This window comes from Acidovorax sp. SUPP1855, assembly GCF_030158955.1.
Classification (GTDB): domain Bacteria; phylum Pseudomonadota; class Gammaproteobacteria; order Burkholderiales; family Burkholderiaceae_C; genus Paracidovorax.
Genome location: NZ_BQXI01000003.1, coordinates 235,341 through 253,766, shown reverse-complemented (window position 1 = coordinate 253,766; position 18,426 = coordinate 235,341). Strand labels below are relative to the sequence as shown.

The following is an 18,426-nucleotide window of genomic DNA, read 5'->3' as shown; positions in this document are numbered from 1 at the left end:
CTGCCGCCGCGCCCTCAGATGGCGCTGGCTGCGGCGGCGATGGGCACGCCGTTCGCATCCTGCAGCCGCGACACCATGATCTGGTCGATGCGGTAGCTGTCCACGTCCAGCACCTCGAACTTGTAGCCGCCCCAGTTCACGCTGTCGGTGCGCCGGGGCACGCGGCGCAGCATCACCATGAGGAAGCCGGCCAGCGTTTCGTACTCTTCGGCGTGGGGCAGTTCGTCCAGGTTCAGTGCGCGCAGCACGTCTTCGACCGGGGTGACGCCGTCGATGAGCCAGGAGTTCTCGTCGCGGCGCACGATCTGCTCCTCGTCCGCCGGGCCCATGACGAGGTCGCCCATCACGGTGCTCATCACGTCGTTCAGGGTGACGACGCCCACCACCAGGCTGTATTCGTTCACGATGACCGCAAAGTCTTCGTGCACTTGGCGAAACTGCTCCAGCACTTCGGACAGGGAGAGCCGGTCCGGCACGATGAGCACCTTGCGCACCAGGCCTTCGTCGGCCAGCGAGATGGGCTGGTTGTTCAGCACGCGCTGGAAGAGGTCCTTGGCGTCCACGTAGCCGACCACGTGGTCGATGTCGCCGTCGCACACGGGATAGGTCGAGAAGGGCTCTTCCGCGATGCGCGCACGGATCACGGTATCGGGATCGTCGCGCAGGAAGTACGCGATGCGGTCGCGCTGCGACATGGCGCTGCCGACGGTGCGCGTGTCCAGCTCGAACACGTTCTCGATCACCTGCTGCTCCCGCGCGGCCAGCACGCCGGCGCGGGCACCGGCCTCCATCATGGCCAGGATGTCGTCGGAGGTGACCCGGTCGTCCCGCAGCGACGACAGCCCCAGCATGCGAAACAGCAGGTCCGCGCTGCGGCTGTAGAGCCAGACCACGGGCCGGAGCACGGTCATCAGCAGCTTCATCGGCGCCGACACGCGCAGGGCCAGGCGTTCGGGATTGGCCATGCCCAGCCGCTTGGGAAACAGGTCGGCCAGCAGGATGAACAGCGAGGTGATGATGGTGAACGACGCCAGGAACCCCGCGGTCTCCGCCCGGGCGTTGCTCAGCCAGTAGGCGAACAGTTCGGTGAAATGGGGGCTGAGCGCGCCTTCACCCACGATGCCGCCCAGGATGGCGACGGCGTTCTGGCCGACCTGCACCACGGTGAAATAGTCGCCGGGCTGCTCCTGCATGCGCATGACGCGGTCGGCGCGGGTGTCGCCTTCGTCGGCCATCTGGCGCAGGCGCAGGCGGCGCGAAGCCGCCAGGGAGATTTCCGCGATGGAGAAGAACGCGCTGGCCACGATGAGGAGGCCGATAACGAAGAGACTTTGGGACAGGGTCATGGGACGGCAGGCGCCGCCATGATCGTGCTGTGCGCCAGCGTGCCGAGTGTAGCCGCCCTGCCGCGCGCCTTCGCGCGCCCGCATGCAGGGGATGCAAGCGGGCGGGGAGGGCGGTGGGGGCTAGCTCACTGCAGGAAGCCGATGCGCGATTTGCCGCCTGCGCTGCGCGGCAGGTCGCCCACTTCGACCGCGCTGCGGTGCTGCAGGCGCGCGTTGCCGAAGCCCGTCATCAGGGCCCGGCGCATTTCGCGCGGGGGCATCTGCGCGAGCAGGTCCAGCACGTCGGACTGCGGCTCCGGGTCGAGCATGCGGCCCCAGTCGTGGCCGTTGCGGATGCCCTGGTAGAGGTTGCGTGCGATGGCGCGGGCCTGCTCCGGCGTGGGCGCCTGCACCTCGAACACGTTCATGCGGTTGAGGATGGGGTCGGGGATGCCGCGCTCGTCGTTGGCGGTGGTGATCCAGATGACCTGGCTCGCGTCGATGGCGACCTCGGCGAACTCGTCGGTGAAGCTCTGCGCCGTGTCGTGCTCCAGCAGGCCATACAGTGCGCCCAGCGGGTCGTACTGCGCGTCGCTTGCGGCCTTGTCGATCTCGTCCACGACGATGACGGGGTTGGCGTATTCGCCCTCCACCAGCGCCTCGAACACCTTGCCGGGCCGCGCGCCCTTCCACTGCGAGGACGAGCCCGACAGCAGCCAGCCAGCGGTCATCGAACTCATGGGCACGAGGTTCATGCCGGTGCCGAGCAACTCGGCCAGGTGCCGCGCGAAGTGGGTCTTGCCGATACCGGGCGGGCCCAGCAGCAGCATGGGCGTGACTTCGAGCCCATCGCGGCTGTCCTGCGCCAGGGCCACGTGGCGCTTCACGTCGTCAAGGACGTCGGTGAAGTTGGGCAACTGGTCGTAGAGGTGGGCCATGTCCGGCACGCCGGAAGGCTTGACCTGGAAGCGTTCGGGCCCGCTTTCCAGCATGCGTTCATACACCGCGCGCAGATTCTCGTATTCGCGCTGGCTGCCGCCGTCCTGCAGCCGCGTGAGCTTGCGCTCGACGTCGCAGGGGTGGAACACGTTGCGCAACTGGGCCACCGGCAGGCTCAGGGCCGGCGTTTGCGGAACAAGGCTTTGTGTCGTCATGGCGCGCTCCTGTGTGAGGAAGTCACGCACTCATTCAAGCACACAACATGCCCGGTCTCAACGGCGGAAAAACCCCGTCAACCCGCCCTTGTTGTTCCCATGCAAAAGGCCGCCCGGGGGCGGCCTTCGGTCGATGCAGCCGCCAGGGGCTGCCGGCGTCACTCGCCTTGCGTGCCCAGCACCTGCTTGAGCTCGCCCGACTCGTACATCTCCATCATGATGTCCGAGCCGCCGATGAATTCGCCCTTCACATAGAGCTGCGGGATGGTGGGCCAGCTGCTGTATTCCTTGATGCCCTGGCGGATCTCCGGGTCGTCCAGCACGTTCACCGTGGCCACGCTCTTGGGGTCCACGCCGCAGGCCTTCAGGAGCTGGATCGCGCGGCCCGAGAAGCCGCACATCGGAAAACTCGCGCTGCCCTTCATGAACAGCAGGATGTCGTTGGATTTGACGAGGGCGTCGATGCGTTGCTGGGTGTCGCTCATGGGTTGCTCCTGAAAGTGGCCGTGGATCGGCGGCAAGGCGTGATTATTTCACTGTCGGCGAAGGCCGGTGGGCGCTGCGGTGATCCGCGGCATACCCTGGTGGTGGTGCGCAGGCTCCACATGGGGGCGCCGCGGGCGCTTTCCAGTGCGGGTGGCCTGGGGATGGATCGCATCACGGCGCGGGCGGGCGGCGGCCGCCGGTGCAGCGCGCATGCCCGGCCAGATCGGTGCGGCTTTGCACCTCGGTGAAGCCGGCCTGGCGCAGCAGCGCGTGCACGGCCTCGGCCTGGTCCCAGCCGTGCTCCAGCAGCAGCCAGCCGCCGCGCACTAGATGGGTCGGCGCCTGCACCGAAATGGTGCGGATGTCGTCCAGGCCGTCCGCGCCGCTGGCCAGTGCGTTCAGGGGCTCATGGACGAGGGCCGCCAGGTGCGGGTCGTCCGCGGCGATGTAGGGAGGGTTGGAGACGATGGCATCGAATCCCGCGCTGTCGCTCAGGCCCGCGAGCCAATCGCCTTCGGCGAAGCGCACCGGCAGGCCCAGTCGCTCGGCATTGGCCCGGGCGACCTGCAGGGCCTGGGCGCTGGCATCGACCGCCAGCACCTGCGCGTCGGGCCGCTGGTGCTGCAATGCGAGGGCGATGGCGCCGCTACCGGTGCCCAGGTCGGCCACGCGCGGGGCGGCGATGGGCTGCAGCACCTGCAGCGCCCAGTCCACCAGGGTTTCGGTGTCGGGGCGCGGGTCCAGCACGCGGGCATCGACCTGCAGCGCCAGGCAGTAGAACTCTTTGCGGCCCGTCAGGTAGGCCACCGGCTCGCCGGCCGAGCGGCGCCGGCACAGCGCCAGGAAGGCGTCCATCGCCGGCGGGGGCACGGCGTCGGTGTCGTGCGCCAGCAGCCAGGCGCGGCCGGCCTCGGGGCGGCCGAGCGCGTGCAGCAGCAGCAGTTGGGCGTCGATGCGTGCCAGCCCCAGGGTGTGGGCCTGGCCCAGCGCCTGGGCCAGGGTCGGCGAGGCATTTGCTATTGAATTTATAGCGTCCAAGGCAATGAATCCTTCGGCATCGGGATGGTTGGGCTGGAAACGATCAGGCCGTGGTTTTCAGCTCGGCCAGTTGCTCGGCCTCGCGCGCATGGCGCAGGGCGTCCAGCACGTCGGCGAGGTCGCCTTCCATGATGGCCAGCAGCTTGTAGAGCGTGAGGTTGATGCGGTGGTCGGTCAGGCGCCCCTGCGGGAAGTTGTAGGTGCGGATGCGGTCGCTGCGGTCGCCCGAGCCGATCAGGCCCTTGCGCAGGGCGGCCTCCTTGGCGGCGCGCTCGCTGCGTTCCTTTTCCTGGATGCGCGCCTGCAGCACCTGCAGGGCCTTGGCCTTGTTGCTGTGCTGGCTGCGCCCGTCCTGGCATTCGGCCACGATGCCGGTGGGAAGGTGGACCACGCGCACGGCCGAGTCGGTCTTGTTGATGTGCTGGCCACCGGCGCCGCTGGCGCGGAAGGTGTCGATGCGCAGGTCGGCGGGGTTCAGGGTGATGGCCTGGTGCTCGTCGGGCTCGGGCATCACGGCCACGGTGCAGGCGCTGGTGTGGATGCGGCCCTGCGTTTCGGTGGCGGGCACGCGCTGCACGCGGTGGCCGCCGGATTCGAAACGCAGCGCGCCGTAGGCACCGTCTGCCTCCACGCGCAGCACCACTTCCTTGTAGCCGCCGATCTCGTTCTCGTTGGCGCTCAGGATCTCGATCTTCCAGCCCACATTGGCGGCATAGCGGGTGTACATGCGCGCCAGATCGCCCGCGAACAGGGCCGACTCATCGCCGCCCGTGCCCGCGCGGATTTCCAGGAAGGCATTGCGGGCGTCGTCGGGGTCCTTGGGCAGCAGCAGGCGCTGCAGCTCTTCTTCCAGCTGCGCCAGCTCGGCCTCGGCGGCGGCGATCTCCTCCTGCGCCATCTCGGCCATGTCGGGGTCGGCGAGCATCTCGCGGGCGCCGGCCAGGTCGGCCTCGCGCTGCTGGTGGCGTGCGTAGCGGCCCGCGATCTGCGTGACCTCGGCGTGTTCGCGGGAGATGGTGCGGTACTGCGCCATGTCGGACATGATGTCCTCGCGCGAGAGCAGGAAGTCGAGCTCTTCAAGGCGCTGCGCATAGCGCTCGAGCTGGGTTCTGAGAAAGGGCTTCATCGTCGGGGGGAAAGAAATTGCTACGATTTTTGTAGCTGATAGCGCTAGTGGAATCTGCGCTGGGGGCGTTTTTGGCCTGATGGCAGGCCGCGCAGCCGCGTCGCTACAGGCCGGTCTTGCTTTGCGAGCGCAGGAACAGGCGCGAGACGGTCTGGGCCGTCTGGGCACGGGTCTCGGCGTCGCCGGCCCGCAGTTCGGCCAGGGTGCCGTGCAGCATCTTCTGCGTGAGGCCGCGCGACAGGGCCTCCAGCACCGCGTCCATGTCCTCGCCCTTGGCCAGGAGCTTCTTGGCGCGGGCGATCTCCAGCGCGCGCCACTCGTCGGTCTGGGCATTAAGCTGCTGGATCAGCGGCACCACGCCGCCGGTGGGGCTGCGCTGGTCCATCCAGTGCATGAAGCTCTGCACGCCCGCGTCGATGATGGCCTCGGCCTGGGCCACGGCGGCCTGGCGGTGCGCCTGGGCGGTCTGCACCACGCCGGCCAGGTCGTCCACGGTGTAGAGGTAAATGTCCTCCAGCGCCTTGACCTCGGGCTCGATGTCGCGCGGCACGGCCAGGTCGACCATGAACATGGGGCGGTGGCGCCGCTTTTTCAGGGCGCGCTCCACGGCGCCCAGGCCGATGATGGGCAGGCTGCTGGCGGTGCAGCTCACCACGGCGTCGAACTCGTGCAGGCGGTCGGGCAGGTCGGCCAGGCGCATGACCTCGCCGCCGAAGCGCGTGGCGAGCTTTTCACCGCGCTCCAGCGTGCGGTTGGCCACGGCGATGGCCTTGGGGTTCTTGGCCGCGAAGTGGGTGGCGGCCAGCTCGATCATCTCGCCCGCGCCGACGAACAGCACGCGGATCTCGGACAGGTCCTCGAACAGCTGGCCGGCCAGCCGCACGGCCGCGGCGGCCATGCTGATGCTGTGGGCGCCAATCTCGGTGCTGGTGCGCACTTCCTTGGCGACGGCGAAGCTGCGCTGAAAGAGCTGGTTGAGCGTGGTGCCCAGCGCGCCGGCGGTTTCGGCGGCCCGCACGGCGTCCTTCATCTGGCCGAGGATCTGCGCCTCGCCCAGCACCATGGAATCGAGCCCGCTGGCCACGCGGAAGGCATGGCGGGCCACCAGGCCGTCTTCCAGCGCGTAGGAGTGCGAGCGCAGCAGCGCGGGGCTGACGCCGCCGCTCTGGGCGAGCCAGCCCAGCGTGTGGTCCAGCGCGGATTCGTTGCCGGCGCAGTAGATTTCGGTGCGGTTGCAGGTGGAGATGATGGCCGTCTCGACGCTGGGATGGCGGCTCGCGCCGCCCAGCGACTGGCGCAAACCCTGCAGCGTGGGCGCGATCTGATCGAGCGCGAACGCAAAACGACCGCGCAGATCGAGCGGCGCGGTCGTGTGGTTGATGCCAAGGGCCCAGACTGCCATAAGCGGCGATTATAAAATTGCCGGCCCGATGCAGGGGGCTATGCCTGTAATAGTCTTGATCTGGGTCATGTCCATGGATGCTTTGTCCGCCGTCAACCATCTGCTGAATTTCGTGCTGCCCGCGTTCGCCGTGGCGCTGCTGCTGGTCGCCGGCTGCAAGGTCTTCCTGCGAAAGCGGGCGGCCACACGCGGAACGCTGGCCCAGCTGGGCGTGCTGTTCGGGGTGGGCTGCCTCGTCCTCGCGGCCGGTCTGGCGTGGTGGGGACGCGACGGAAAGATGCTCACCTACGCGGCGCTGGCGGTGGGCTGCGCGACCGCGCAGTGGGGGCTGCTGCGCGGCTGGCGCTGAGAAAGACGCGCCCGGACGGCCCGGGCCCTCAGCCCAGCTTGTGCCGGGTCTGCAGCAGGCCCACGCCCAGCGCCATGAAGGTGCCGCCCACGATGCGGTTGAACAGCTTGGCGCGCGCCACCACGTGGCCCTTCACCAGCGAGATCAGCACCACGTAGAAGGCGTGCGAGATCAACGCGCAGACGGCGAACGTCGTGGTCAGCAGCAGATACTGCGTGAACAGCGGCTCGCCGGGCACGATGAACTGCGGGAACAGGGCCGAGAAGAACAGGATGGCCTTGGGGTTGGTCAGCGACACGCCCAGCCCCTGGGCCACCAGCTGCCAGTTCTTGCGCTCGCGCCGCTGGGTGGGCGCCAGGCCGGCATCGCTGGCGATCAGCGCGTCCTGGCTGCGCCAGCGCTTGACGCCCAGCCAGATCAGGTACAGCGCGCCGACGACCTTCATCACCAGGAACGCGTTCGCCGACAGGCTGAGGATGGTCCCCATGCCCACCATCGCGAGGCCCGAGACGGCGAAGATGCCGGCCGAACTGCCGAGCGAGCTGAACGCCGTGCGCCGCGCCCCGACATCCACCGAATTCGACACCGCCAGCAGCACGGCCGGACCGGGGGTGAAGTACATCAGCAGCGAGACGCCGCAGAAAACGAGCCAGTGGGCGAGGGTCATGGTGAGGGACTTTCGGCGGCGGTGGACGAGCGGGTATTTTCGCCGGGCAGGGCCTGCTGTGAAGGGGCTTTGCGGGTAAGACCCCGTGCCGGGCGATGGAGGTCGGCCCTAAGCTGCGGCTGATCCCATCCAGACCCAAAACAAGGAGACTTTCGCATGCGCCTGCGCACCTGCCTGGCGGCCGCCACCCTGGCCTGCCTGTCCGTGGCCGCCCTGGCCCAGGGCTTTCCCTCCCGGCCCATCCGCATCGTGATCGGCTTTCCGGCGGGCGGGCCGCTGGACCAGCATGCCCGCCTGCTCACCGACAAGCTGCAGGCCGTGCTCGGCCAGCCCGTGGTGGTGGACTACAAGTCGGGCGCGGGCGGCACCGTCGGCGCGCAGGACGTGATGAAGGCGCCGCCCGACGGCCACACGCTGATGCTGGCCAACACCGGCGTGATGGTGATCAACCCGGCGCTGTACAGCCGGCTGCCCTACCAGACGCTCAAGGATTTCACACCCGTCGCGCGCACCGCCATGCAGCCGCTCGCGCTGCTGGTCAACCCGAAGCTGCCGGCGAAGACGCTGCCCGAATTCATCCAGTACGCAGGGGCCAAGCCGGGCCAGGTGAACTTCGGCTCGGCGGGCAACGGCGGCATCAGCCACCTGGTGCCGGAGATGTTCAAGACGGCCACGGGCCTGTTCATGGTGCACATCCCGTACCGCGGCAGCGCCCCGGCCTTCACCGACCTGATGGCCGGCCAGGTGCAGTTCATGGCCGAGAGCATTCCGCAGGCGGCCGCGTACCACAAGCAGGGCAAGGTGCGCGCCCTGGCGGTGACCAGCCGGCAGCGCAACCCGGCGCTGCCGGACGTGCCCACGGCGATCGAGAGCGGGCTCAAGGGCTTCGAGGTGGTGGGCTTCTACGGGTTTCTCGCGCCGGCCGGCACGCCCAAGGACGTGGTCGCCAAGCTGAGCGATGCGTTCGGCCAGGTGCTGCAGTCGCCCGAGGTGCGCGAGCGCATGGTGTCGCAGGGCGCCGATCCGGCCTTCCTGGGGGCGGACGCCTTCGCGGCCTTCCTCGCGACCGAGATGCCGCGCTGGGCCACCGCCGTGGCCCAGTCGGGCGCGAAGCTGGATTGAGGATTTCGAGCCCAATCGCCCTCCAGCACATATTCCACTAGGGCATTGTGCTATTGAATTTATAGCGATTCGCTGCGGCCGGGGTGGCCGCGCCCCGGTCAGACCACCGTCGTGCCCGGCGCGTTGCCGCCCTGCGGCTGCGGCACCGCCACGGTCGGCGAGGTCGGCGTGGGGTGGGTGAGCGACGTGGTCGCCGGCGGCGACAGCGCCAGGCCTGCGCCGCGCAGGTTGTCCAGGATGGTGAACAGCAGGTCGCTGCGCACCCCGCCCGAGTTGCGCGGATTGCTCACGTAGCCGATGGACAGGAAGGTGAGCGTGCCGTTCAGGATGCCTTCGAGCTGCACGATGGGTTCGGGGTCTTCCATGATGCCTTCGTGGGCGTGAAAGGCTTGCAGGATCACCTCGCGCATGCGCTGCGCATCGGTGTCCAGCGGCGCGGGCAGGCGCAGCAGCACGCGGCCCGGCGCGCCGGTCAGCGTCATGTTGCGCACGGTCTTGGTGATGAACTCCGAGTTGGGCACGATCACGGTGGACCGGTCGCCCAGCTGGATCTCGGTGGCGCGCACGTTCACGCGGCGCACGTCGCCCTCGGTGTCGCCCAGCACCACCCAGTCGCCCACCTTCACCGGCCGCTCGGCCAGCAGGATCAGGCCCGAGATGAAGTTCTGCACGATGGCCTGCAGCCCGAAGCCGATCCCCACCGACAGCGCGCTGGCCACCCAGGCGATGCGCTCCACGCTGATGCCCAGCGCCGCCAGCGCCGCGGCCACCACCAGCACGCCGCCCACGTAGCCCAGCAGCGAGACGATGGAGCTGCGCATGCCGGGCTCGAGCGACGTGTTGGGAAAGTAGCGGTCGCTCAGCCAGCGCTTGAGCACGCGGATGGCCACGAACCCCGCCGCCACCACGGCCAGCGCGGTGAGCAAGGCCTGGGGCGCGAGCGCGAAATTGCCCACCTGCAGGCCGTTGTTGAGGCTGCTGCCGCGCCGGAAGACCTCGTCCGGCCCGGTGCCGAACGGCGCCATCAGCGCGATCACCATGTAGAAGAACAGCACCACGCGCAGCACGCCGGAGCCCAGCACGGCCGCCTGGTCGAGCAGGCCCGCGTCGATGCCCATGCCGGAATGCAGCCGGCGCCCGAAGCTGCCCTTGGACGACAGCACGGCCTCGCACACGTCGTCGGCCAGCTGGTAGAGCAGGTAGGCGGTGGCGAAGACGATGGCGCTCCACACCATCTGCCGCGCCAGCGTGCTGGCCAGGGCGACGAAGCCCAGCGCCACCAGCACCAGGGTCGCCACCGAGGCGAAGCCCGCGCAGGCCACGAGCAGGCCCACCCACAGTGGGCGCGGGGGCGCGGCAGCGGCCTCGGCGGGCTCGCTGCCGCCCTCCGCCGCGCCGTCCTTGGCCGTGGTACGCGGGGTGTGCAGGTGGCGCAGGCAGGCGATGGCGATGAGCGCGACCAGCAGCGCCGTCACGGCCTGCGTCGTCACCTCGGCCGCGAGGCTGGCGCCCACGGCGGTGTTGATTTCGGTGATGAGCCCGCTGGTGATGGCGACCAGGGCGATCCACCAGGGGTAGGGGCTCAGCCGCCGCGCCAGGTCGTCCGACAGCGAGGGCAGCCGCCAGGAGCTGCGCCGGCGCGACAGCAGCGCGTGCCCCAGTCCGATGGCGAACGAGGCGAAGATGGCCAGGCGCACCGCCGTGCTGCCCAGGCCGTGCAGCCGGTCGCCGAGGTTGTCGCCCACGTCGACGCCGCTGAGCGCCAGTTGCGCCGCCAGCCCGATCAGCAGCACATGCACCACGACCGACACCGCCGCGAGCAGCGAGCGCCGCAGGCGCCCGGACGGCAGCCGCGTGGGGGCCACGCGCACCAGCACGCGCTTGGCCAGCCAGTTGCCCAGCACGGCCAGCAGCAGCGCGCCGGCCAGGCTGCCGAGGAAGGTGGCGCGCCGGGCGGGCTCCATCGCCCGCTCCAGGGCCTGGCGGATCTCGACCGCCAGCATCGACAGGCGGGCGGTGTCGGAGGGCCAGGCGTTGCGCAGCGCGCGCCAGTAGGTGGGGCCCAGCGGCGAGTCGATGCGGGCGGTCAGCGCATCCTGGAACTGCTGGCGGCGCTGGCGCACGAGGTCGGCGCTGCGCTGGTCGGCATCGACCACGATGAGGCGGGCGAGCTTGAGGTCGGCGTCCACGACGGCGCGCTGCTTGGCCAGCCCGGCCCGCTGCTGCGCGACGTCGGGGGAGTCGGCGGGCGCGCCTTTCTCGGGCGAGGGGCCGAGCCCGGCCAGGCGCGTGTCCAGGTCGGCCAGCTCTTCGGTGCGCTGCGCGACGAGCTGCTCGGCAGCCGTGCCGATGGCGTAGACCTCGTTGACGCGCTTGCGGCCGTCGTCGTCCGGATCGAGCTTTTTCGGGACGGCATCGAGCTGCTTGCGCAGGTCGTCCACCGAACGGGGGGCCGGATCGCCGGCCCGGGGGGCCGTGGCGCTGGCGGCCGAGGCCGGGGCGGATGCCGCCGCGGTCCGGTCCTGCGCCGCAGCGGGGTGGGACAGGGCCAGGCCCAGGAGCAGGCCGGCCAGCAGGGTTCTGAAAAAGGAAGGAAGCAAGGGCGAGTCCGTGCGTACAAGGACCCGAAAGCGTATCACTGCCCCGGGCTGAACAGGTCCACCCGGTCGGTGATGATGCCGTCGGTGCCCAGGTCGATCAGGCGCTGCGCGGCCCATTCGTCGTTCACCGTGTAGCTCAAGGCGCGCAGCCCGGCGCCTTTCACCTGGGCCACGGTCTCGGTATTCCACAGTGCGTGGTTGCAGACGATGGCCACGCAGCCGAGCTGCTGCGCGGTGTCCAGCCAGCCGGCGCCCAGCGTGTCCAGCAGCAGGCCGCGCGGCAGCAGCGGCGCCGCGTCGCGCGCACCGGACAGCGCGCGCACCTGGAACGAGGTGAGCAGCGGCGGCACCGCGGCGCCCTGCCACAGGCGAGCGGCGTGCGCGGCGACCACGCGGCCGGTTTCCTCCTCGGTGCCGGGCGTGGGCTTGATCTCGATGTTCAGCAGGTGGCCGTTGGCCCGGCAAAAGCACGCCACGGCGTCCAGCGTGGGCAGCGGCTCGCCGGCGTGGGCGCGCGAATGCCAGGCACCGGCGTCCAGGCGCGACAGGTCGCTCCAGGCCTGCTCGCCCGCCGTGCCCCGGCCGGAGGTGGTGCGCTCCAGCGTGGCGTCGTGCAGTAGAAAGGGCACGCCGTCGCTGCTGAGCTTGGCGTCGCATTCGAACATGCGGTAGCCGTGGTGCGCGCCCAGGCGGAAGGCGGCCAGCGTGTTCTCGGGCGCGAGCTTGCCGGCGCCGCGGTGGGCGATCCAGCGCGGATAGGGCCAGTCGGACACGGAAACGGCGGGCGCAACGGCAGCAGCAGCGGAAGGGGCGGTCATGTCAGTGAACGAGGGTTGGGGATGCTGTCGCGGCATTCGAAACCGGCGCGGCCCGTCCCGTCCGATGGCCGCGGAGCAGGCCGCGCCCGCAGGCGCCGGTGGCGACTGCGGGGGGATTCATAGGCTTTCGCCGAACTTGAGCAGGTTGCCGTGCGGATCAATCACGTACAGCTCGCGCATGCCCCAGGGCTGCTCGCGCGGGGGATCGACGGCCAGGCCGCGCGCGGCGAAGTCGGCATGCAGCGCGCGGGTGTCGCCCCGCACGTAGCAGGAGGTGTTCTCGGCGATGTGGCGCTCGGTGCAGTGCCAGAAATGCAGTTCGCAGCCGTCGCGCTCGGCGATGAGGTAGTCGCCCGTGCGCAGCCGGGGCACGAACCCCAGCCGGTCGGCGCAGAAGGCCGCGCTCTCGTCCAGGTCGAGCGAGGCCAGCACGGGAACGGTCGCGTGCACGAGCCGGGCCGGCGCGGGTTGGCGGCTCATGGGGTCGCTCACATCCGCTTGCCGGTGGCGGCGTCGAACCAGTGCAGGCGCGACGGGCGCGGCGCGACGTGGATGGTGTCGCCGGGCTGGGGCGAGTGCGTGCCTTCTTCCACGCGCACGATGAGGGATTCGCCGTTCATGCGGGCGTACACCAGGCGTTCGGCGCCCAGCAGCTCGACGGTCTCGACCTGCACGGCCCAGCCGGTGGCGCCGATGTCCAGGTGCTCGGGGCGGATGCCGAGGATCGCGCCCTGCTTGCCGCCTTCCGCGTTTTGGAGCAGGTTCATGGGCGGCGAGCCGATGAAGCTGGCCACGAAGGTCGAAGCCGGCGAGTGGTAGACCTCCTCGGGCGTGCCGAACTGCTCCATCACGCCGCCGTTCATGACGATCATGCGCTGCGCAAGCGTCATCGCCTCGACCTGGTCGTGGGTGACGAACAGGCTGGTGATGCCCAGTTCGCGGTGCAGCTTCTGGATCTCCAGGCGGGTCTGCGCGCGCAGCTTGGCATCCAGGTTGGACAGAGGCTCGTCGAACAGGAACACCTGCGGCTGGCGCACGATGGCGCGCCCCATGGCCACGCGCTGGCGCTGGCCGCCGGACAGCTCGCGCGGCTTGCGCTCCAGCAGGTGGCCCAGCTCCAGGATCTTGGCGGCCTTGTCCACGCGCCGCTTGATCTCGTCCTTGGGCACCTTGGCGATCTTCAGGCCGTAGGCCATGTTGTCGAAGTTCGTCATGTGCGGGTAGAGCGCGTAGTTCTGGAACACCATGGCGATGTCCCGCTCGGCGGGCTCGAGGTTGTTCACCACGCGGGGGCCGATGGCGATCTCGCCGCCGCTGATCTCTTCCAGGCCCGCGACCATGCGCAGCAGGGTGGATTTGCCGCAGCCCGACGGGCCGACGATCACGATGAATTCGCCATCCTGGATTTCGGCGCTGACGCCGTGGATGACCGGGTTGGCCTTGGGGCCGGCGCCGTAGCGCTTGATGACGTTGCGAAGCGAGAGGGATGCCATATCTTTGGGATTCTTGTCAGATCGATCGGTGGTCGTTGACCGTTATTTCTCGGTGTCCACGAGGCCCTTGACGAACCACTTCTGCATGAGCATCACCACCACGGCCGGCGGCAGCATGGCCAGGATGGCCGTCGCCATGACGATGTTCCATTCGTTCTGGCCGTCCCCGCCGGCGATCATGCGCTTGATGCCGATCACCACCGGGTACATGTCTTCGCTCGTGGTGGCCAGCAGCGGCCACAGGTACTGGTTCCAGCCGTAGATGAACTGGATCACGAAGAGGGCGGCGATCGAGGTCTTGGACAGCGGGATCAGGATGTCCTTGAAGAACCGCATCGGGCCCGCGCCGTCCATGCGCGCGGCCTCCACCAGCTCGTCGGGCACGGTCAGGAAGAACTGGCGGAACAGGAACGTGGCCGTGGCCGAGGCGATCAGCGGCACGGTCAGGCCCGCGTAGCTGTTGAGCATGCCGAGGTCGGACACCACCTGGTACGTCGGGCCGATGCGCACTTCCACGGGCAGCATCAGCGTGATGAAGATCAGCCAGAAGCACAGGCCCTTGAAGGGAAAGCGGAAGTACACGATCGCGAAGGCCGACAGCAGCGAGATGGCGATCTTGCCGAAGGTGATGACCAGGGCCGACACCAGGCTGACCCACATCATGCGGGCCACCGGGGCCGTGGAGCCCGCGCCTGCGTCGCGGCCGAACAGGGCGGCCTTGTAGGTCTCCCAGAAGTGGCCGCCGGGCAGCAGCGGCATGGGGGCCTGCACGATCTCCTGCGCGGTGTGCGTGGAGGCGACGAACGCCAGGTACAGCGGAAAGGCGACGATCAGCACGCCCAGCACCATGATCACATGGGCCAGGATGCCGGCGGTCAGGCGGCGCTCAACCATGGGCGGCCTCCATCGAGGAAACGCATTGCATCGGGCGTTGCATCAGTAGTTCACTTTCTTTTCGACATAGCGGAACTGCACCACGGTGAGCGCGACGACGATCAGCATCAGCACCACCGACTGCGCGGCGGAGCCGCCCAGGTCCATGGCCTTGAAGCCGTCGTAATAGACCTTGTAGACCAGGATGGCCGTGTCCTTGCCCGGGCCGCCCTGCGTGGCCGCATCGACGATGGCGAAGGTGTCGAAGAAGGCATAGACCACGTTGATCACCAGCAGGAAGAACGTGGTGGGCGACAGCAGCGGGAACTGGATGGTCCAGAAGCGGCGCCACGGGCGCGCGCCGTCGATGGCCGCGGCTTCGATGAGCGACTTGGGGATCGACTGCAGCCCGGCCAGGAAGAACAGGAAGTTGTAGGAGATCTGCTTCCACACCGAGGCCATCACGATCAGCGTCATGGCCTGGCCCGAGTCGAGCAGGTGGTTCCAGTGGATGCCGACCTTCTCCAGGCCGTAAGCCACCACGCCGAGCGACGGCGAGAACATGAACACCCACAGCACCGCGGCCACGGCGGGCGCGACGGCGTAGGGCAGGATCAGCATGGTCTTGTAGAACATGGCCGCCTTGACCACGCGGTCGGCGAAGATCGCCAGCATCAGCGACAGGCTGATGCCGATGCCCGCCACCAGCACCGAGAACATGGCCGTGGTCTTGAACGACTCCACGTAGCTGCCGTCGTTGAAAAGCTGGCGGAAGTTGGCCAGGCCCACCCATTCGGTGGAGGTTCCGAAGGCGTCCTGCAGCTGCATCGACTGCACCAGCGCCTGGCTGGCGGGCCAGAAGAAGAAGACCAGGATGATGGCCATCTGCGGCGCGATGAGCAGCCAGGGCAGCCAGGCAGATTTGAAACGGACGCGTTTTTCCATGGGGCGGAAGGTTGGGAGAAATCGGCGCTTCCCAAAGCAAAAAGCAGATGGATGACCCATCTGCTTTTTACGGTTGGCGAAACGGTCAGTTTAAGCCGTATTACGACTTGTTCGCCTTCTGGAAGCGTTCCAGTTGCTCGTTTCCACGCTTGACGATCGTGTCCAGCGCTTCCTTGGCGGTCTTCTTGCCGGACCACACCTGTTCGAGTTCTTCGTCCTCGATCGCGCGGATCTGCACGTAGTTGCCCAGGCGGATGCCGCGGCTCTTGTCGGTCACCTTGCGGATCATCTGCGTCACGGCCACGTCGGTGCCGGGGTTCTGCTGGTAAAAGCCCGACTTCTCGGTCAGCTCATACGCGGCCTTGGTGACGGGCAGGTAGCCGGTGCGCTTGTGGCTGGCGGACTGCACTTCAGGCGTGGAGATGAACTGGAAGAACTGCGCCACGCCCTTGTATTCGGCAGGCTTCTTGCCGGCCATGACCCACAGGCTCGCGCCGCCGATCACGGTGTTCTGCGGTGCGCCGGGCACGTCGGGGTAGTAGGGCAGGGGAGCCAGACCGTAGGCGAACTTGGCGTTCTTGGCCACGTTGCCGTAGAAGCCCGACGACGTGTTGATCATGGCGCACTCGCCGGACACGAAGCTGGCCTCGGGCACGTTGCCGCGGCCCTTGTAGACGAACAGGCCCTGCTTGGCCATGTTGGCCAGGTTCTCGATGTGGCGCACGTGCAGGGGCGAATCGACCTTCAGGCGCGCGTCCAGGCCCTGCAGGCCGTTGGACTTGCTGGCGAACTCCACGTTGTGCCAGGCCGAGAAGCTCTCGACCTGCGTCCAGTTCTGCCAGGCCGTGGTGAACGGGCACTTGTGGCCCGAGGCCTTGAGCTTGGCCGCCGCGTTGACCACTTCGGGCCAGGTGGCAGGTGCCTTGTCGGTGGGCAGGCCGGCCGCCTTGAAGGCGTCCTTGTTGAAGTAGAAGATGGTGGTGGAGCTGTTGAACGGGAAGCTCAGCATCTGGCCGTTGGGGGCCGTGTAGTAGCCGGCCACGGCGGGGATGTAGGCGGCCGGGTCGAACTTCGCGCCCGCGTCCTGCATCACCTTGCCCACGGGCACGATGGCGCCCTTGCTGGCCATCATGGTGGCCGTGCCGACTTCGAACACCTGCAGGATGTGCGGTGCGTTGCCGGCGCGGAAGGCGGCGATGGAGGCCGTCATGGACTCGTCATACGTGCCCTTGTAGGTCGGCACGATCTTGTATTCCTTCTGGCTCTCGTTGAACTGCTTGGCCAGGTCGTTCACCCACTCGCCGTTGACCGCGGTCATCGAATGCCACCATTGGATCTCGGTCTGTGCCTGCGCCGTGGCGCAGAGCGAAGCGGCGATGGCGGCAGCGGCCGCCAGGTGCTTGAATTGCATGAAAACTCCTCGAATCGATACGAAATGCACGAAGCGCCGATGGTAGGACGCATTTCGTGACACGAATATGTCGTTGTCGCATAGGCCCACGCAGCGATCAAGCGGGGAAACCCGTCGCGGCGCAGGGGCCCGCCATGGCCGCCAAACGGGCGCCAGCGCTGGCGATTTCGTGACAATTCCGTGACAGATCGGCGCTGGCCGGAGTCGCCTTGGCGACTGGTGCCGCGCACCATTTCAGCGAATTGCAAGGATGCCAGCAGGGTTTTGTGCGGTGCACAATGATCTCGCGTCCCCATTTCGGGGCTGATCGCGGGGCCGAATCCCGCGCCTTTTCCTTTTCCGATCCTCCGGACCTTTCCATGGCCAAAACCTCTCTGGACAAAAGCAAGATCAAGTTCCTGTTGCTCGAGGGCATCCATCCGTCCGCGCTCGACGTGCTGCGCGGTGCGGGCTACACGCAGATCGAGGCGATCTCCGGCGCGTTGCCCGACGACGAACTCAAACGCAAGATCGCCGATGCGCACTTCGTGGGCATCCGCTCGCGCACCCAGCTGACGGCCGAGGTTTTCTCCCACGCGCACAAGCTCGTGGCCGTGGGTTGCTTTTGCATCGGCACCAACCAGGTGGACCTGAACGCCGCGCGCGAGCGCGGCATCGCCGTGTTCAACGCGCCGTACTCCAACACCCGCTCGGTGGCCGAATTGGTGCTGGCCGAGGCCATCCTGCTGTTGCGCGGCATTCCCGAGAAGAACGCGGTGGCGCACCGCGGCGGCTGGCTGAAGTCGGCCGACAACGCCTACGAGATCCGCGGCAAGACGCTGGGCATCGTGGGCTACGGCTCCATCGGCACGCAGCTGTCGGTGCTGGCCGAGGGGCTGGGCATGCACGTGATCTTCCACGACGTGGTCAACAAGCTGCCCCTGGGCAATGCGCGCCAGGCACCCTCGCTGCACGCGCTGCTGGGGCAGGCCGACATCGTGAGCCTGCACGTGCCCGAGCTGGCGTCCACGCAGTGGATGATCGGCGCGGCCGAGATCGCGGCGATGAAGCCCGGCGGCATCCTCATCAACGCCGCGCGCGGCACGGTGGTGGAGATCGAGCCGCTGGCCGAGGCGCTCCGGGCCAAGAAGCTGCTGGGCGCCGCCATCGACGTGTTCCCGGTCGAGCCGCGCACCAACAAGGACGAGTTCCTGTCGCCGCTGCGCGGGCTGGACAACGTGATCCTCACCCCGCACATCGGCGGCTCCACCATGGAGGCGCAGGCCAACATCGGGCTGGAAGTGGCCGAGAAGCTGGTCAAGTACAGCGACAACGGCACCTCGATCTCATCGGTCAACTTCCCCGAGGTGGCGCTGCCCGCGCACCCGGGCAAGCACCGGCTGCTGCACATCCACCAGAACGTGCCGGGCGTGCTGTCGCAGATCAACCAGATCTTCTCGGACAACCGGATCAACATCGCCGCCCAGTACCTGCAGACCAACGAGAAGGTAGGCTACGTGGTGATCGACATCGACGCCCAGTCGTCCGACCTGGCGCAGGACGAACTGGCCAAGGTGCCGGGCACGATCCGCAGCCGCGTGCTGTTCTGACCGGCCGGGCCGGCCGCCAGGGGCTCCG

Annotated in this window: 17 protein-coding genes; 3 read left to right on the top strand and 14 right to left on the bottom strand. The window is 68.4% G+C overall.

Annotated elements, in window-relative coordinates; all coding sequences use genetic code 11:
- Positions 1–14: 14 nt before the first annotated feature.
- The 6 genes from paeA to hemA form a co-directional block, all read right to left on the bottom strand.
- The gene (gene paeA, locus AVMA1855_RS04310; RefSeq protein ID WP_284424734.1) at positions 15–1,346 is read right to left on the bottom strand and encodes a polyamine export protein PaeA; all 1,332 of its coding nucleotides are present in this window, start codon (positions 1,344–1,346) and stop codon (positions 15–17) included.
- 125 nt (positions 1,347–1,471) lie between these two features.
- Positions 1,472–2,479, bottom strand: a complete 1,008-nt coding sequence (locus AVMA1855_RS04305) for an AAA family ATPase (RefSeq protein WP_284424733.1) — start codon at positions 2,477–2,479, stop codon at positions 1,472–1,474.
- A 158-nt stretch (positions 2,480–2,637) separates the two neighbouring features.
- Positions 2,638–2,964, bottom strand: coding sequence for a Grx4 family monothiol glutaredoxin (grxD, locus tag AVMA1855_RS04300; protein ID WP_272565499.1), 327 nt, complete (start codon positions 2,962–2,964; stop codon positions 2,638–2,640).
- A 172-nt stretch (positions 2,965–3,136) separates the two neighbouring features.
- Positions 3,137–3,985, bottom strand: a complete 849-nt coding sequence (gene prmC / locus AVMA1855_RS04295; RefSeq protein WP_284424772.1) for a peptide chain release factor N(5)-glutamine methyltransferase — start codon at positions 3,983–3,985, stop codon at positions 3,137–3,139.
- Between the two features lie 61 nt (positions 3,986–4,046).
- A complete protein-coding gene (gene prfA / locus AVMA1855_RS04290) occupies positions 4,047–5,129 on the bottom strand; it encodes a peptide chain release factor 1 (protein WP_284424732.1) in 1,083 nt (360 codons plus the stop codon).
- Positions 5,130–5,232: 103 nt separating this feature from the next.
- A complete protein-coding gene (hemA, locus tag AVMA1855_RS04285; protein ID WP_272565496.1) occupies positions 5,233–6,531 on the bottom strand; it encodes a glutamyl-tRNA reductase in 1,299 nt (432 codons plus the stop codon).
- A gap of 73 nt (positions 6,532–6,604) precedes the next feature.
- On the opposite strand from hemA, the gene AVMA1855_RS04280 reads away from it, so the two are divergent.
- Entirely contained in the window at positions 6,605–6,880 is a 276-nt protein-coding gene (locus AVMA1855_RS04280) for a hypothetical protein (protein WP_284405482.1), read from the top strand.
- Between the two features lie 28 nt (positions 6,881–6,908).
- Here AVMA1855_RS04280 and AVMA1855_RS04275 read toward each other — a convergent pair whose 3' ends face one another.
- Positions 6,909–7,547: a LysE family translocator gene (locus AVMA1855_RS04275; RefSeq protein WP_284424731.1), complete on the bottom strand. Its 639-nt coding sequence runs from the start codon at positions 7,545–7,547 to the stop codon at positions 6,909–6,911.
- A gap of 156 nt (positions 7,548–7,703) precedes the next feature.
- Between AVMA1855_RS04275 and AVMA1855_RS04270 the strand changes: the two genes are divergently transcribed.
- Positions 7,704–8,669 (top strand): Bug family tripartite tricarboxylate transporter substrate binding protein, encoded by a 966-nt coding sequence (locus AVMA1855_RS04270; RefSeq protein WP_284424730.1) that lies wholly within the window; start codon positions 7,704–7,706, stop codon positions 8,667–8,669.
- Between the two features lie 98 nt (positions 8,670–8,767).
- Here the strand turns inward: AVMA1855_RS04270 and AVMA1855_RS04265 are convergent, their stop codons facing one another.
- From AVMA1855_RS04265 to ugpB, 7 genes are all read right to left on the bottom strand, one after another.
- A complete protein-coding gene (locus tag AVMA1855_RS04265) occupies positions 8,768–11,269 on the bottom strand; it encodes a DUF3772 domain-containing protein (RefSeq protein WP_502870256.1) in 2,502 nt (833 codons plus the stop codon).
- A gap of 35 nt (positions 11,270–11,304) precedes the next feature.
- A complete protein-coding gene (gene ugpQ, locus AVMA1855_RS04260; RefSeq protein WP_284424729.1) occupies positions 11,305–12,087 on the bottom strand; it encodes a glycerophosphodiester phosphodiesterase in 783 nt (260 codons plus the stop codon).
- A 117-nt stretch (positions 12,088–12,204) separates the two neighbouring features.
- Positions 12,205–12,567, bottom strand: a complete 363-nt coding sequence (locus tag AVMA1855_RS04255; protein ID WP_284424728.1) for a bleomycin resistance protein — start codon at positions 12,565–12,567, stop codon at positions 12,205–12,207.
- 8 nt (positions 12,568–12,575) lie between these two features.
- Positions 12,576–13,580 carry a sn-glycerol-3-phosphate import ATP-binding protein UgpC gene (locus tag AVMA1855_RS04250; protein WP_284424727.1) on the bottom strand — a complete coding sequence of 335 codons (1,005 nt, stop codon included), beginning with the start codon at positions 13,578–13,580 and terminating at the stop codon, positions 12,576–12,578.
- Positions 13,581–13,622: 42 nt separating this feature from the next.
- Positions 13,623–14,474 carry a sn-glycerol-3-phosphate ABC transporter permease UgpE gene (gene ugpE, locus AVMA1855_RS04245; RefSeq protein WP_284393761.1) on the bottom strand — a complete coding sequence of 284 codons (852 nt, stop codon included), beginning with the start codon at positions 14,472–14,474 and terminating at the stop codon, positions 13,623–13,625.
- Positions 14,475–14,516: 42 nt separating this feature from the next.
- Positions 14,517–15,398 (bottom strand): sn-glycerol-3-phosphate ABC transporter permease UgpA, encoded by an 882-nt coding sequence (gene ugpA, locus AVMA1855_RS04240; protein WP_284393763.1) that lies wholly within the window; start codon positions 15,396–15,398, stop codon positions 14,517–14,519.
- A gap of 100 nt (positions 15,399–15,498) precedes the next feature.
- Positions 15,499–16,809, bottom strand: coding sequence for a sn-glycerol-3-phosphate ABC transporter substrate-binding protein UgpB (ugpB, locus tag AVMA1855_RS04235; protein ID WP_272565484.1), 1,311 nt, complete (start codon positions 16,807–16,809; stop codon positions 15,499–15,501).
- Between the two features lie 359 nt (positions 16,810–17,168).
- Between ugpB and serA the strand changes: the two genes are divergently transcribed.
- The gene (serA, locus tag AVMA1855_RS04230; RefSeq protein ID WP_284393767.1) at positions 17,169–18,398 is read left to right on the top strand and encodes a phosphoglycerate dehydrogenase; all 1,230 of its coding nucleotides are present in this window, start codon (positions 17,169–17,171) and stop codon (positions 18,396–18,398) included.
- The last annotated feature ends 28 nt before the right edge of the window (positions 18,399–18,426 follow it).

What these genes read in the sequence shown, in the direction of transcription:
- ugpE (WP_284393761.1), bottom strand. Translation starts at nt 14,474, where the DNA reads ATGGTTGAGCGCCGCCTGACCGCCGGCATCCTGGCCCATGTGATCATG.
- AVMA1855_RS04275 (WP_284424731.1), bottom strand. Translation starts at nt 7,547, where the DNA reads ATGACCCTCGCCCACTGGCTCGTTTTCTGCGGCGTCTCGCTGCTGATG.
- ugpA (WP_284393763.1), bottom strand. Translation starts at nt 15,398, where the DNA reads ATGGAAAAACGCGTCCGTTTCAAATCTGCCTGGCTGCCCTGGCTGCTC.
- serA (WP_284393767.1), top strand. Translation starts at nt 17,169, where the DNA reads ATGGCCAAAACCTCTCTGGACAAAAGCAAGATCAAGTTCCTGTTGCTC.
- hemA (WP_272565496.1), bottom strand. Translation starts at nt 6,531, where the DNA reads ATGGCAGTCTGGGCCCTTGGCATCAACCACACGACCGCGCCGCTCGAT.
- ugpQ (WP_284424729.1), bottom strand. Translation starts at nt 12,087, where the DNA reads ATGACCGCCCCTTCCGCTGCTGCTGCCGTTGCGCCCGCCGTTTCCGTG.
- AVMA1855_RS04305 (WP_284424733.1), bottom strand. Translation starts at nt 2,479, where the DNA reads ATGACGACACAAAGCCTTGTTCCGCAAACGCCGGCCCTGAGCCTGCCG.
- AVMA1855_RS04255 (WP_284424728.1), bottom strand. Translation starts at nt 12,567, where the DNA reads ATGAGCCGCCAACCCGCGCCGGCCCGGCTCGTGCACGCGACCGTTCCC.
- prfA (WP_284424732.1), bottom strand. Translation starts at nt 5,129, where the DNA reads ATGAAGCCCTTTCTCAGAACCCAGCTCGAGCGCTATGCGCAGCGCCTT.
- paeA (WP_284424734.1), bottom strand. Translation starts at nt 1,346, where the DNA reads ATGACCCTGTCCCAAAGTCTCTTCGTTATCGGCCTCCTCATCGTGGCC.
- ugpB (WP_272565484.1), bottom strand. Translation starts at nt 16,809, where the DNA reads ATGCAATTCAAGCACCTGGCGGCCGCTGCCGCCATCGCCGCTTCGCTC.
- AVMA1855_RS04270 (WP_284424730.1), top strand. Translation starts at nt 7,704, where the DNA reads ATGCGCCTGCGCACCTGCCTGGCGGCCGCCACCCTGGCCTGCCTGTCC.
- AVMA1855_RS04280 (WP_284405482.1), top strand. Translation starts at nt 6,605, where the DNA reads ATGGATGCTTTGTCCGCCGTCAACCATCTGCTGAATTTCGTGCTGCCC.
- AVMA1855_RS04250 (WP_284424727.1), bottom strand. Translation starts at nt 13,580, where the DNA reads ATGGCATCCCTCTCGCTTCGCAACGTCATCAAGCGCTACGGCGCCGGC.
- grxD (WP_272565499.1), bottom strand. Translation starts at nt 2,964, where the DNA reads ATGAGCGACACCCAGCAACGCATCGACGCCCTCGTCAAATCCAACGAC.